Origin of the sequence: Microbacterium sp. 2216-1 (genome assembly GCF_046507855.1) — a bacterium.
Lineage (GTDB): Bacteria > Actinomycetota > Actinomycetes > Actinomycetales > Microbacteriaceae > Microbacterium > Microbacterium esteraromaticum_C.
In genome coordinates this window covers 1-13,523 of record NZ_JBKFTM010000005.1, presented here as the reverse complement: position 1 = coordinate 13,523, position 13,523 = coordinate 1, and the positions used below count along the sequence as shown (strand labels likewise).

At 69.0% G+C, this 13,523-nt stretch carries 11 protein-coding genes; 9 read left to right on the top strand and 2 right to left on the bottom strand.

Going from position 1 to position 13,523, the window contains the following annotated elements; all coding sequences use genetic code 11:
- The first annotated feature begins 113 nt into the window (after window positions 1-113).
- The 8 genes from ACLD0U_RS12995 to ACLD0U_RS12960 all read left to right on the top strand — a co-directional run bounded on the left by ACLD0U_RS12995 (window position 114) and on the right by ACLD0U_RS12960 (window position 9,125).
- The gene (locus tag ACLD0U_RS12995) at window positions 114-1,796 is read left to right on the top strand and encodes a DHA2 family efflux MFS transporter permease subunit (protein WP_410340858.1); all 1,683 of its coding nucleotides are present in this window, start codon (window positions 114-116) and stop codon (window positions 1,794-1,796) included.
- A 52-nt stretch (window positions 1,797-1,848) separates the two neighbouring features.
- Window positions 1,849-2,361, top strand: coding sequence for a MarR family winged helix-turn-helix transcriptional regulator (locus tag ACLD0U_RS12990; protein WP_179409900.1), 513 nt, complete (start codon window positions 1,849-1,851; stop codon window positions 2,359-2,361).
- 244 nt (window positions 2,362-2,605) lie between these two features.
- The gene (locus ACLD0U_RS12985) at window positions 2,606-3,760 is read left to right on the top strand and encodes a Gfo/Idh/MocA family protein (RefSeq protein ID WP_179409901.1); all 1,155 of its coding nucleotides are present in this window, start codon (window positions 2,606-2,608) and stop codon (window positions 3,758-3,760) included.
- The gene (locus ACLD0U_RS12980; RefSeq protein WP_410340857.1) at window positions 3,760-4,929 is read left to right on the top strand and encodes a dihydrodipicolinate synthase family protein; all 1,170 of its coding nucleotides are present in this window, start codon (window positions 3,760-3,762) and stop codon (window positions 4,927-4,929) included. Before ACLD0U_RS12985 ends, ACLD0U_RS12980 begins: the two co-directional genes overlap by 1 nt.
- Window positions 4,930-5,034: 105 nt before the next feature.
- Window positions 5,035-5,931 carry a sugar phosphate isomerase/epimerase family protein gene (locus ACLD0U_RS12975; protein ID WP_206821621.1) on the top strand — a complete coding sequence of 299 codons (897 nt, stop codon included), beginning with the start codon at window positions 5,035-5,037 and terminating at the stop codon, window positions 5,929-5,931.
- Between the two features lie 53 nt (window positions 5,932-5,984).
- On the top strand, window positions 5,985-6,755 hold the full coding sequence (locus ACLD0U_RS12970) for a sugar phosphate isomerase/epimerase family protein (RefSeq protein ID WP_410340856.1): 771 nt from the start codon (window positions 5,985-5,987) through the stop codon (window positions 6,753-6,755).
- 235 nt (window positions 6,756-6,990) lie between these two features.
- Entirely contained in the window at window positions 6,991-8,004 is a 1,014-nt protein-coding gene (locus ACLD0U_RS12965; RefSeq protein WP_410340855.1) for a LacI family DNA-binding transcriptional regulator, read from the top strand.
- A complete protein-coding gene (locus ACLD0U_RS12960; protein WP_410340854.1) occupies window positions 8,001-9,125 on the top strand; it encodes a glycerate kinase in 1,125 nt (374 codons plus the stop codon). The genes ACLD0U_RS12965 and ACLD0U_RS12960 overlap by 4 nt, the downstream gene beginning before the upstream one ends.
- 59 nt (window positions 9,126-9,184) lie before the next feature.
- Here ACLD0U_RS12960 and pgm read toward each other — a convergent pair whose 3' ends face one another.
- Window positions 9,185-10,828 carry a phosphoglucomutase (alpha-D-glucose-1,6-bisphosphate-dependent) gene (pgm, locus tag ACLD0U_RS12955; protein ID WP_206821625.1) on the bottom strand — a complete coding sequence of 548 codons (1,644 nt, stop codon included), beginning with the start codon at window positions 10,826-10,828 and terminating at the stop codon, window positions 9,185-9,187.
- Between the two features lie 245 nt (window positions 10,829-11,073).
- Here pgm and pheA point away from each other — a divergent pair, with 245 nt between their 5' ends.
- Window positions 11,074-12,015, top strand: coding sequence for a prephenate dehydratase (gene pheA / locus ACLD0U_RS12950; RefSeq protein WP_179409908.1), 942 nt, complete (start codon window positions 11,074-11,076; stop codon window positions 12,013-12,015).
- A 26-nt stretch (window positions 12,016-12,041) separates the two neighbouring features.
- On the opposite strand, the gene ACLD0U_RS12945 is transcribed toward pheA, so the two are convergent.
- Window positions 12,042-13,100 carry an LLM class flavin-dependent oxidoreductase gene (locus tag ACLD0U_RS12945; protein ID WP_410340853.1) on the bottom strand — a complete coding sequence of 353 codons (1,059 nt, stop codon included), beginning with the start codon at window positions 13,098-13,100 and terminating at the stop codon, window positions 12,042-12,044.
- Window positions 13,101-13,523: the final 423 nt, after the last annotated feature.

Below are 13,523 nucleotides of genomic sequence, written 5' to 3'. Positions count from 1 at the left end.
TTCCTGTGCTCGCTCGCTCGGCCCGTGATTGAGCTTGTGCAATGGTTGCTCAATCGCAACTAGTGGCGTATTGTTGACGTCGATCAACTATCTATCCAGGAGCGCCCACGCCTTTGAGTACCACCGCAGCCACCCAATCGGATCCCGTCCCGCAGCGCTCCGCGCGCGAGGTCTTCACCGCCATCTCGGGCCTGATCGTCGGCATGTTCGTCGCCGTCCTTTCGGGCACGGTCGTCTCGACCTCGCTGCCGGTGATCGTCGCAGACCTCGGCGGAACGCAATCGCAGTACACCTGGGTGATCACCGCGAGCCTGCTCGCCACAGCTGTCTCGACGCCGGTCTGGGGAAAGCTCGCCGACCTTCTCGACCGCAAGATCCTGGTGCAGCTGTCGCTCATCCTCTTCACGGTCGGCACGGTGACCGCCGGGTTCTCGGTCGACATGAACATGCTCATCGCGGTGCGCGTCGTGCAGGGCATCGGCGTAGGCGGTCTGATGTCGTTGGTCATGGTCGCCGTGGCACTTCTGATCTCTCCCCGTGAGCGTGGCAAGTACATGGGGGTAGTCGGCGGCGTCATGGCGTTCGCCACGATCGGCGGGCCGCTGCTCGGCGGCGTCATCACCGACACGTGGGGGTGGCGCGCCAACTTCTTCATCGGCGTCCCCTTCGCGGTGCTCGCCCTGATCCTGCTGCAGGTGACCCTGCACCTGCCCAAGCCGCAGAAGGCCAAGGTCTCTATCGACTATCTCGGCATCGTTCTGCTGGCCGTGGGGGTGTCGACCCTGCTGATCTGGGTGTCGATGGGCGGCAGCCAGTTCGCGTGGGATTCCGCCACCAGCTGGATCCTCGCGAGCATCGCAGGTGTCTTCCTGGTCGCCTTCATCGCCGTCGAGTTCGTCGTGAAAGAGCCGATCGTGCCGATGTCGCTGTTCCGCAACCGCACGTTCACGCTCTCGGTGATCGCCTCGATCGCGATCGGTGTGTCGATGTTCGCCACGTCCGTCTTCCTCGCCCAGTACTTCCAGTTGGCGCGGGGCGCCACGCCGACCGAGTCGGGACTGATGACGATCCCGATGATCGTCGGTCAGATGGGTGCGTCGATCATCATCGGCCAGTTGGTGAGCCGCTTCGGAAAGTGGAAGGGGGGGATGCTGACCGGCTCGGCGCTCACGCTGCTCGGCGTCACGCTGATGTCGACGCTGCGCTACGACACCCCGTTCGCCCTCGTCGCCACGTACATGTTCGTGCTCGGCGCGGGACTCGGCATGGTCATGCAGAACCTCACGCTGATCGTTCAGAACGACACCCCGCCGCAGCAGCTTGGAGCGGCATCGTCGAACGTGAACTTCTTCCGCACCATCGCCGGCACGATCGGCGTGACCATCATGGGTGCGCTGCTCGCCTCCCGCGTCGGGGTCTACATCGCCGACGGCCTGGCCGGTTTCACCCCGGCGGCGCCCGACGAGGTTGACGCGTTGCAGGGGCTGGCTTCCGGCGACGTCCCGAAGGTCGGAGAGCTGCCCGACAGCATCCGAGTCATCGTGGAATCCGCGTACGGGCACGGCATCGCTGACGCCTTCATGATCGCCATTCCGCTGGCGGTGGTCGGGGTCATCGCGATCGCGTTCATCCGCAACAAGCCGCTGTCGACCAAGACCTCGGCCGAGCTGCTGCGGGAGCAGGCCGAGGAATCGACGATCGAGGTCGCCGAGGCAGAGGTCGGCGCATCGATGGCCGCCACCGGTGGCATCCGCGTCGTTTCGGATGCCGGAGGCGACGGTGCACGCACACGCTGACCGGGTGGCGCCGGTCGCCGATTCGTGCGCCGCCGCGTCGTACACTGGCGGGATGACCGCCGCCCCGCACGCGGCCGACGGTGCTGCCGTCGGCGCCGATGCCTCAGACGGCACGGACGGGCGCATCGGCGTGGGCGATATCGAGCTCGATCAGGCCGTCTCGCGCGTCGAGCACGAGCTCGGGCGGTTGTTCGCCCGCATCCGAGTGGGGTGGCGTGAGGCGGCGGCCTCGGTGCATCCGGATCTGCAGCCGCTCGGCTACCAGGTGCTCACGTCGATCGTGAACGGCACGGCGACAACGGCGGGCGAGATCATCGATCGACTGCAGACCGACAAGTCCACGGTGAGTCGTCAGGTGCGTCAGCTCGAAGAGCTGGGGCTGGTCGACAGCATCCGTGACCCCGACGACCGACGCGCTCGCCGCCTCGTCGCGACGGAACTCGCGCAGGAGCGCGTCGAGATCGCGCGCGCGACGTACAAGGAGCGCCTCGGCGACCGCCTGCGCGCCTGGTCGGCCGACGACCTCGAGCACTTCGCCGACCTCCTCGACGCGCTCGGTCGCTGACGCTCGCGAGCGCTGAGGCGCTCGGCCCGCCAGAGTCGGTCGCTGACGCTCTCTGTCGGCCGTCTCTGTCGCTGACGCGCTCTGTCACTGACGCGTTCTCGTGCGCTGATGCCCTCTGCTGCTGACGCCGCGAGCGCTCGAAGGTTGCGCTCGATTACCCGACCTGCTTTGATAGCGGAAAGCGCTTACCCGCACGGATGTGGAGCGCACAGACTTCCGAGCATCACCGACAGAACGGATCACCATGACCGACGTACGCGAGATCGGCATCATCATGAACGGCGTCTCCGGGCGCATGGGCTACCGCCAGCACCTGGTGCGATCGATCCTGGCGATCCGCGACCAGGGCGGCATCGAGCTCCCCGATGGCACGAAGGTCACCGTCAAGCCGCTGCTCGTCGGCCGCAACGAGGCCAAGCTCGCCGAGATCGCCGCGCAGCACGACATCGCCGACTACACCACCGACCTCGACGCCGCGCTGGCCGACCCGCAGTGGGAGATCTACGCCGACTTCCTGGTGACCAAGGCGCGCGCCACCGCTATCCGCAAGGCCATCGCCGCCGGAAAGGCGATCTACACCGAGAAGCCCACAGCCGAGTCGGTGGATGAGGCGCTCGAGCTGGCGCGCCTGGCGCAGCAGGCCGGCGTCAAGACCGGTGTGGTGCACGACAAGCTCTACCTGCCGGGCCTGCAGAAGCTCAAGCGCCTGATCGACTCGGGCTTCTTCGGTCGCATCCTCTCGGTGCGGGGCGAGTTCGGCTACTGGGTGTTCGAAGGTGACTGGCAGCCCGCGCAGCGTCCGTCGTGGAACTACCGCACCGAAGACGGCGGCGGCATCATCAGCGACATGTTCCCGCACTGGAACTACGTGCTCGAGAACCTCTTCGGCGAGGTCAAGAGCGTGTACGCGCAGGCCGCCGTGCACATCGCCGACCGCTGGGACGAGAAGGGCGAGCACTACACCGCCACCGCCGAAGACGCCGCGTACGGCATCTTCGAGCTCGATGGCGGCGTGATCGCCGAGATCAACTCGTCGTGGACCGTGCGCGTCAACCGCGACGAGCTCGTCGAGTTCCAGGTCGACGGCACGCACGGTTCGGCCGTCGTGGGCCTGTTCGGCTGCAAGATCCAGCCGCGCAACGCCACGCCCAAGCCGGTCTGGAACCCCGACCTCGAAGACACCCACGACTACGACGCCGACTGGCAGAACGTCCCCACCAACGACGTCTTCCTCAACGGCTTCCGCCAGCAGTGGGAGGAGTACCTCACCTCGTACGTCCTGGGCACCGAATACGACTTCGACCTGCTCGCCGGTGCGCGCGGTGTGCAGTTCGCCGAGGCGGGCCTCACCTCCAGCGCCGAAGGGCGCAAGGTGGCGATCGAGAAGCTGTCGCTCTGATGACGACGCTTCGCCTGCTGGCAGCATCCGGAGCGATCTCGGATGCCACCCTGAACGACTCCGGCGCTTACGCGCGTCCGGCATCCGCCCTGCGCAGCCGCGTCGCCTACGCGGCCGCGCACGTCGTGCCCAAGGTGCACGCCGACAACACGCCGGGGCAGCCCGCCGACATCGACTGGGACGCCACGCTCGCGTTCCGCCGCAACGTGTACTCGTGGGGACTCGGCGTCGCTGACGCCATGGACACGGCGCAGCGCAACATGGGCCTCGACGCGGCCGCCACTCGCGAGCTGATCGCGCGCAGCGCCCAGGTCGCGCGCGAGGAGGGCGGCTCGGTCGTGGTCGGCGTCAACACCGACCACATCGACGACGAGCACCTCTCGCTCGACCAGATCATCGACGCGTACACCGCTCAGCTGCACTTCACGGAGGAGCAGGGTGCGGGACCGGTGCTGATGGCATCCCGTCACCTTGCGCGCACCGCGACGAGCGCCGAGGACTACCGGCGCGTCTACCGCGCCGTGCTCGACAAGGCGACCACGCCCGTCGTGCTGCACTGGCTGGGCACTGCGTTCGACCCGCAGCTGGAGGGGTACTTCGGATCGACCGAGTGGCCTGCGGCCGCCGAGGTGCTGCTGCAGATCATCGCCGAGAACCCGGCGAAGATCGCGGGTGTGAAGATGAGTCTGCTCAACGCTGAGAGCGAGATCTCGGTGCGCGAGCGACTGCCGCAGCGCGTGCGCATGTTCACCGGCGACGACTTCAACTATGTCTCGCTGATCGGCGATTCGGGTGTCGGCGAGCGGTCGTACTCGGATGCCCTGCTGGGTGCCTTCGCTGCGATCACCCCGGTCGCGTCGGCGGCGATCCAGGCGTTGGATGCCGGTGATCACGCCGCCTACGCGCGCATCCTCGGACCCACCGAAGAGCTCAGCCGGCAGGTGTTCGCCGCACCCACGTTCTACTACAAGACCGGTGTCGCATTCCTGTCCTGGCTCAACGGCCACCAGCCGGCGTTCCAGATGGTCGGGGGCCTGCACTCGGCGCGCAGCCTGCCGCACCTGTCGCGCATCGTCGAGCTGGCCAACGCCTCGCTCGCGCTGGAGAACCCCGAGCTGGCGCAGCAGCGCTGGCACGGGATGCTGCGCCTGAACGGCGTCGACGCATGACGCCCGCCAACGCGACGCGATGCCCCCCACGAGGGGTCAAAATACGTCGTATCTGTACCCTCAGACCCAGCATTTCTTGACCCCTCGTGGAGAGCGGAGCGCGATATGACCGTCGACGCGCGCCTGTCGATCAACCAAGCCACCATCAAGTACGCCGATCTCGCGACCGCTTTGCGGGTGACCGCGGATGCCGGAGTGCAGTCCATCGGACTGTGGCGCGAGCCCGTGAACGAGGTCGGTCTCGACACGGCGACGCGGATGCTGTCGGATTCGGGCCTGCGCTTCTCGACGCACTGCCGGGGAGGGTTCTTCACCCTGCCGGCCGGTCCCGAGCGCGACGCGGCTCTTGCTGACAACCGGCGAGCGATCGACGAGACTGCGGCGCTGGCGGATGCCGGTGCCGACGGTTCAACGGCCGTGCTCGTGCTCGTCGCGGGTGGCCTGCCCGAGGGATCGCGCGATCTCGTCGGGGCTCGTGAACGGGTGCGGGACGCCCTCGGCGATCTCGTGCCGTATGCGCGCAGCGCCGGAGTGACGTTGGCGATCGAACCTCTGCATCCGATGTTCGGCTCCGACCGGTGCGTCGTCTCGACGCTCGGGCAGGCCCTGGATCTGGCATCCGACTTCGATGCCGCGACGGTCGGTGCTGCGGTCGATACCTTCCACATCTGGTGGGATCCGCAGGTGTACGAGCAGATCGCACGCGCCGGGCGCGAGGGGCGCATCGCCACGTACCAGGTGTGCGACTGGCAGACGCCGCTGCCGGCCGACGTGCTGCTCTCGCGGCACTACATGGGCGAGGGCATCATCGACTTCGCCTCGCTCACCCGCGCGGTGGTCGACACCGGCTACGACCGCGATATCGAGGTCGAGATCTTCAACGCCGACATCTGGGCTGACGCCCCCGAGACGGTGGTCGCTCGTACGGCCGCGGCCTTCGCCGCCACGGTGTCCCCGCACCTCCCGCCCTCTCCACCCGTCTATTCGTCACAAACTGCCTGAATTCGGGCCGAGTAGCGGGAGTATGTGACGAATAGATGCGAAAGGGGACGGTGATGAGATCGGGATTGTGCTCGGTGACCTTCCGGCAGCTGACGCCGGAGCAGCTCGTGCCGCTGGCCGCTGAAGCGGGCCTGCAGGTGATCGAGTGGGGCGGTGACGTGCACGTGCCGGCCGGCGACGTCGAGCGTGCCGCGCAGGTCGCCGAACTGACAGCGGATGCTGGACTGCTGACCTGCTCGTACGGAGCGTACTTCCGCGCAGACCCGGACGAGCCGCTCACCCCGGTGCTCGACAGCGCGGCCGCGCTGGGCGCTGACCGCGTGCGGATCTGGGCGGGACGCGTCGACTCCGCCGATGCATCTGCGCAGCAGTACACGCAGACGGTCGCGCGGCTGCGGGACGCCGCCGCCGAGGCGGTAGAGCGCGGGATCACCCTGGCGTTGGAGTACCACCGCGGCACGCTGGCCGACACCCCTCAGACGACGTTGCGGCTGCTCGCCGACGTTGGCAGTCCCGCCCTGACGACGTACTGGCAGCCGTCGGTCGGGGTACCGGATGCTGTCGCCCTGGCCGAGTACGACGCGGTGGCTGCGCACACCAGCGCCGTGCATGTGTTCTCGTGGTGGCCGGCAGCGGAGCGCCTGCGGCTGCGCGAGCGCGCGGAGCTGTGGCGAGCCCTGTTCACGGCGGCATCCGCCCAGGCGTTGCCGCCGCGGGACGCCCTGCTGGAGTTCGTTCCCGACGACGACCCCGCGCTGCTGGCATCTGAAGCGGCGACCCTGCGCGCTCTGCTCGCCGGCGAGGCGGGCGAACCAGCCCCGTGAGAAACCCCACTCCCACGAGACGTCCCACTCCCACGAGAACCCACACCCTCACGAGACGCCCCACTCCCACGAGGGGTCAAGAAACGTCGTGTAATGGGCGCGCAACCCCGCATTTCTTGACCCCTCGTGAGGGGAGAACGCCCACCCCTCGTGAGGCACAAACCCCCACCCCTCGTGAGGCGGAAACACCCACCCCTCGTGAGAGCAGTCCGCGCCGCATGGGTAGGCTCAGCGCATGACCGCTGACGTGCGACGCTCACCGACCCTTCACGATGTCGCCCGCGCCGCGGGGGTGTCGCTGGCGACGGCATCCCGCGTGCTGAACGGCTCCGACCGCAAGGTCGCCGAGTCGTATCGCGAGCGGGTCGAGAAGGCCGCCGATGAGCTCGGCTACACGGCCAATGCCTCGGCGCAGGCCACAGCGCGCGGAACCTCGGCCGCCATCGCGTTGCTGGTCGCCGATATCGCCGACCCGTACTTCGGGCAGATCGCCGCGGGTGTCGCGCGAGGTGCCGATGAAGAGGGCCTCATCGTCACCATCGCCATCACGCAGCGCGACCCCGAGCGTGAGGCGAAGATCCTGCGTGCTCTGCGCGGGCAACGTCCGCGCGGTGTGATCCTGGCGGCTTCGCGTACGGATGACGGCGAGACCCGCACGGCGGACGAGCTGGACGCCTTCCGCCACCTCGGCGCACGCACGGTGGCGTTCGGCGCGGGCGCGGATCGCAGCATCCGCATCGACAACCGCGACGGGGCCGAGCGTCTGGGCCGCGAGATGGCGCGTCTCGGCTATCGCCGCGCGATCGCTATCGGTGCGGCCGACGGCGTGCGCACGTCGGACGACCGCCTCGCCGGCTTCGCTGAGGGCTTCACAGCCGGAGGTGGTGCGCTCGCGCGCACTTACCGCGGTACCTTCGAACGCGAGTCGGGTGCGGCGTCGATGGCTGACGCGCTGCGCGACGGGGTGGATGCCGGAACGCTGGTCTTCGCGCTGAGCGACGTCGTGGCGATCGGCGCCATGACGGCGATCCGCGAGGCCGGGCGCACGGTCGGCGCCGACATCGCGGTGTGCGGCTTTGACGATGTGCCGGCGAGCCGTGATGTGACGCCGCAGTTGACGACGGTGCGCGTGCCGCTCGGTGAGCTCGGGTACCAGGCGTTCCGGGCGACCGTCGATGCACAGTGGCAGCAGTCGCCGGTCGAACTGGATGTGCTCGTGCGCGACAGTACACCGGTGGTCACGCCGTGACGCGCGTGGTGCTCGCGCCCGACAGTTTCAAGGGCACGATCACCGCCGCGGATGCCGTCGACGCGCTCGCCGCGGGCTGGCGGTCGGTCGACCCCGCGGCAGAGATCGTGCCGCGTCCGATGGCCGACGGGGGCGAGGGTACGGTCGCCGCGTTCGAGGCGTCGGTGCCGGGCGCGCGGCGGATGCCCGTGACCGTCGACGGCCCGGCCGGCACGCCTGTCACGACGTCATGGCTGCTGCTTCCGGCATCCGACGACGCCCCGCAGGGGACGGCCGTGATCGACATGGCGTCGACCTCGGGCATCGAGATGCTCGATCAGTTGCGTCCGTGGGATGCCGATTCGCGGGGGTTCGGGCAGGCGATCGCTGCGGCGCTCGAGTTCGGCGTCTCGCGGGTGGTGCTCGGTATCGGATCGAGCGCATCGACCGACGGTGGCACCGGAATGCTGCGGGCGCTCGGCGCCCGGTTCCTTGACTCCTCGGGCACGGAGACCGCCCCCGGCGCGCGGGGGCTTGCCGATATCGTGACGGCCGACCTGAGTTGCCTGCGGCAGGCATCCGACGTGATCGTCCTCACCGACGTCACCAACCCGCTCACCGGTCCCCGCGGTGCGGCCGCGGTCTTCGGGCCGCAGAAGGGACTCACCGACCCCGCGGATCAGCACCGGGTCGATGCTGCACTCGGTCAGATGGCGCACCTGCTCGGCGTTGATGCCGCGACGCCCGGTGCGGGCGCTGCCGGCGGCGTCGGCGGCGCGCTCGTGGCCTGGGGCGCGCAGCTGGTGCCGGGTGCGATCGAGGTCGCGCGGCTGATCGGACTGGCCGAGGCCGTCGCCTCGGCCGACGTCGTCGTCACCGGCGAGGGGGCGTACGACGGGCAGTCCGGAGACGGCAAGGTGCCGTCGTACGTCGCTTCGCTCGCGGCGGATGCCAGCGCGCGCGCCCTACTCGTCGCCGGTCGTATCGATGATGTTGCTGACACAGAACTGTTCACCGGCACGCTGTCGTTGACGCAGATCGCCGGGTCTGCGGCATCCGCCCTTGCCGACCCCGCGCGCTGGTTGCGCGAGGCCGGCGCGCAACTCGCCCGCGGCTCAACCGGGCGCGACGCGCCCGGTTGACGTACCCGCGCACCCGCGCACCCGCGCGCCGCGCGCCGATCCCGGTGCCGGGCGTCGCGTCAGTCGGCGAGTGCGGCCGAGACGACCGCCCGGGCCTCCTCCTGCACCTGCGCGAGGTGCTCGGGGCCGCGCAGGCTCTCGGCGTACAGCTTGTAGACGTCTTCGGTGCCCGAGGGGCGCGCGGCGAACCAGGCGTGCTCGGTCTGCACCTTCAACCCGCCGATCGCGGCGCCGTTGCCGGGGGCATGCGAGAGCTTCGCCGTGATCGTTTCACCGGCCAGCTCGGTGGCATCCACGGCATCGGGGGCGAGCTTTGACAGCGTCGCCTTCTGCTCGGGCGTTGCTGGCGCGTCGACCCGCTGGTAGGCCGAGGCGCCGAAGGCCGCTTCGAGTTCGCGGTAGCGCTCCGAGGGGGTCTTGCCGGTCACGGCGATGATCTCGGCGGCCAGCAGGCACAGCAGGATGCCGTCCTTGTCGGTCGACCAGACGCTGCCGTCGCGGCGCAAGAACGACGCTCCCGCAGACTCCTCGCCGCCGAACGCCACGGTGCCGTCGAGCAGGCCGGGGACGAACCACTTGAAGCCGACCGGAACCTCCAGCAGGCGCCGACCGAGCGACTCGGCGACCCGGTCGATGATCATCGACGAGACCAACGTCTTTCCGATGGCCGCATCGCGAGGCCAGTCGGCGCGGTGCGAGAACAGGTAGTCGATCGCGACGGCCAGGTAGTGGTTGGGGTTCATCAGTCCGGCGTCCGGGGTGACGATGCCGTGCCGGTCGGCGTCGGCGTCGTTGCCGGTGAGCACGTCGAAGTCGCCCTTCTTGGCGACGAGCGAGGCCATCGCCGACGGCGACGACGGATCCATGCGGATCTTCTCGTCCCAGTCCAGGGTCATGAATCGCCAGGTGGGGTCGACCTCGGGGTTGACGACGCGCAGGTCGAGGTCGTGCATCTCGGCGATGAGCGTCCAGTAGTCCACCGACGCCCCGCCGAGCGGGTCGGCGCCGATGCGCACGCCCGCGCGCCGGATCGCGTCGATGTCGATGATCGAGGGCAGATCGCGCACGTACGCATCGCGGAAGTCGTAGGTGCCGATCGTGTCCTCGTCGATGTCGGCGTGACGGATGCGTCGCACACCCTCCAACCCGGCAGCGATCAGGTCGTTCGCGCGCTGGGCGATCCAGCCCGTCGCGTCGGTGTCGGCGGGGCCGCCGTGCGGCGGGTTGTACTTGAAGCCGCCGTCGCGGGGCGGGTTGTGCGAGGGGGTGACGACGATCCCGTCGGCACGGTCCGCGTCGGATGCCTCGCGGCCGCGGTTGTAGGTGAGGATGGCGTGGCTGAGGGCGGGTGTGGGAACCCACGATTCGCGGGAGTCGATGCGCACATCGACGCCGTTGCCGATCAGCACCTCGATCGCGCTGCGCTCGGCGGGCAGCGAGAGCGCGTGCGTGTCTCGCCCCAGGAAGAGCGGCCCGCGGATGCCCTGATCGGCGCGGTAGTCGACGATGGCCTGTGTGGTGGCGAGGATGTGGTCCTCGTTGAAGCTCGACGTCAGCGCCGAGCCGCGGTGACCGCTCGTGCCGAACACGACGCGCTGCGCGGGAACGGACGGATCCGGGCGCCGGTCATAGTACGCGGCGATCAGCTCGTCGACGTCGATCAGGTCATGTTCCTCGGCGGGGAGTCCGGCACGGCTGGTCATGGGGATAGTCTGCCCCGGCATTCGCGCCTGCGCATCCTCGTGTCGCGGTGAGACGGAGGGTCGGGGCTGGGATTGTTCCGACGTTCACCGAGAACAGGCTCGTTACCGAGAACAGGACGATTCTCGGTAACGAGCCTGTTCTCAGCATCCGTCCTGTTCTCGGAACACGGCCGACCTCACTCACCCTGCCGCGGGCCCCGGAAACGCGGCGTCGACGCACCGGGGCGCGGGTCTAGGCTGGCGGAGTGACCGAACGCCGCACATACAGCTATCTCGGCCCCGCCGGAACCTTCACCGAGGCAGCGCTCGATCAGGTGCCCGAGGCGCGCGGACACGACTGGCGTGCTGTGCATAACGTCGGTGAGGCGCTCGCCGACGTGCTCGAAGGCCGCAGCCACGCGGCCATGATCGCGATCGAGAACTCGGTCGAGGGCGGTGTCTCGACCACACTCGATGCCCTCGCGACGCTGCCGGGGCTGCGCATCATCGGCGAGTACCTGGTCAACGTCAACTTCGTACTGGTCGGCGCGCCGGGCACCCGCCTCGACGACGTACAGGTCATCGCCGCGCATCCGGTCGCCTACGCGCAGTGCCACGGCTGGCTCGGCGAGCACCTGCCGCGGCACGCGCACGTGCCGGCCGCCAGCAACGTGGCCTCCGCGATCGGCGTGCTCGACGGAACCCTGCCCGCGCAGGCCGCGATCGCCGCCCCGGGAATCGTCGCGCACCACGAGGTCGAGGTGCTCGCCGAGCAGATCGGCGACAACGACAACGCTGTGACCCGGTTCGTGCTGGTGTCGAAGACCGTCGCCCCCGCCGAGCCGACCGGCGCCGACAAGACCTCGCTGATCATCGAACTGCCCGACGATCGCCCCGGCGCGCTGCTGGAGATGCTCGAGCAGTTCTCCACGCGCGGCATCAACCTGTCGCTGCTGCAGTCGCGTCCGATCGGAGACGCCCTCGGGCGGTACCGATTCGTCGTCGACGCCGACGGCCACGCGCACGACGAGCGCATGGCCGATGCGCTGATGGGGATCCGGCGCTTCAGCCCTCGCGTGGCTTTCCTGGGGTCGTACCCGCGCGCCGACCGCAAGATCGTGCAGTACCCGGAACGGTATGCCGACGAGGTGTTCGTCGAGGCGCGCGATTGGCTGCGCGCGCTGATCCACGGCGAGCCCGAGGCATAGGCCCCGCGCTCGCCGCCCCGCCCGCCTCAGCGGGCGAGCAGCTCCAGCGTGCGGATGCGTCCCGGCGTCTCGTCGAGAGGCTCGGCCTCGTAGGCGCCGGCGACGGGCGAGAGCATGATCTCGTCGACGCCGTGCCGGGCGGCGAATGCCGAGAGATCGGATGCCACCGACGGGCCATCACCGATGAACCAGCGCTGCCGCATGGCGGCGATGAGCGAGTGCTCGGCCGGGTCGGCGTCGGCGGCGAGTCCTGTCTTGGCCTGCTCGACGGTTTGCAGTGCGGTGAGTGGTTTGTTCTGCTGCAGGCGCGCCATCATGCGCAGCTGGGGCAGGGCGCGATCGTCGGCTTCTTCGGCGGTATCAGCGGCGACGACGTTGGCCGTCAGGAAGGTGCGCGGCTCGGCCAGCGTCTCGGACGGCTGGAAGCCGGACCGATACAGGTCGAGCGCACGCTCCAGGCCGTGCCCCGAGAAGTGGTTGGCGAAGACGTAGGGCAGGCCGTGCACGGCGGCGAGCTGTGCCGAGTAGTCGCTCGATCCGAGCATCCAGATTTGCGGAGCCCCGGTCGCGGAGGGTGTGGAGCGCACCTGGTACTGCCCGCCGGACGTGAACTGCACGGTGGCGCCGTCGGGCTGCAGCATCAGCGCGATGTCCTGGACATGCTGCGGGAAGCGCTCGACATCGCCGGCGGCGCCGGATGAACGCAGGAGCTGCGTGATGACGGGATCGCTGCCGGGTGCGCGGCCGAGCCCGAGGTCGATGCGGCCGGGCGCGAGCGCTTCGAGCGCGGCGAACTGCTCGGCGACGATGAGTGGCGCGTGGTTGGGCAGCATGACGCCGCCCGATCCGACGCGGATGCGTCGGGTGCGTGCTGCGGCCGCGGCGATCAGTACCGGGGGAGAGGTGGATGCCACCGCCGGCATGTTGTGGTGCTCGGCGAACCAGTAGCGACGCAGGCGCAGTTCGTCAGCGCGCTGCGCGAGGGAGAGGGAGGAGGTCAGCGCCTGGGCGCTGGTCTGCACGGTGCCGTCAGACGTAGCGCGGACGGGGACGAGATCGAGAACGGAGAGCGCAGGAGTAGTCATCGTCGGATGCAACCGGGAGTGCGGTCGCTGCATTCCTTAGGCGGGGCGACACGCCCGACCGGCTGGGCCCGATTTGCCGGGATGCCCCGACGCACGTAAGCTCTTACTTGTTCGCCCCAAGCGGTTGAGCGGAAGGCCTGAGGGTCTGGCTCCCCACCAAGTAGCGAACATCCACCTCCTTCATCTTCGGATGATCGGCCTCGTGCTGAAGAGCGTGGAAGTCCCGCCCGGGAGTCAACTTGACAGATCGGCCGAGACGGATAAGATGGACAAGTTGCCTTCACGGGCAGCGGATTCGTTCTGATCCTCACGGCCGTCGATTTGACAGTCGGGTCGGGATGATTATGATTGTGAAGTTGCCTTGCGCGTCTGGCCTTTGTTGGTTGGTGTGTGGGTGCGTCCGATCCTTGAGAACTCAACAGC

Coding starts and splice junctions, on each gene's coding strand:
- pgm (WP_206821625.1), bottom strand. CDS start 10,828: ATGACCAGCCGTGCCGGACTCCCCGCCGAGGAACATGACCTGATCGAC.
- ACLD0U_RS12970 (WP_410340856.1), top strand. CDS start 5,985: ATGAGATCGGGATTGTGCTCGGTGACCTTCCGGCAGCTGACGCCGGAG.
- ACLD0U_RS12945 (WP_410340853.1), bottom strand. CDS start 13,100: ATGACTACTCCTGCGCTCTCCGTTCTCGATCTCGTCCCCGTCCGCGCT.
- ACLD0U_RS12980 (WP_410340857.1), top strand. CDS start 3,760: ATGACGACGCTTCGCCTGCTGGCAGCATCCGGAGCGATCTCGGATGCC.
- ACLD0U_RS12985 (WP_179409901.1), top strand. CDS start 2,606: ATGACCGACGTACGCGAGATCGGCATCATCATGAACGGCGTCTCCGGG.
- ACLD0U_RS12975 (WP_206821621.1), top strand. CDS start 5,035: ATGACCGTCGACGCGCGCCTGTCGATCAACCAAGCCACCATCAAGTAC.
- ACLD0U_RS12965 (WP_410340855.1), top strand. CDS start 6,991: ATGACCGCTGACGTGCGACGCTCACCGACCCTTCACGATGTCGCCCGC.
- ACLD0U_RS12990 (WP_179409900.1), top strand. CDS start 1,849: ATGACCGCCGCCCCGCACGCGGCCGACGGTGCTGCCGTCGGCGCCGAT.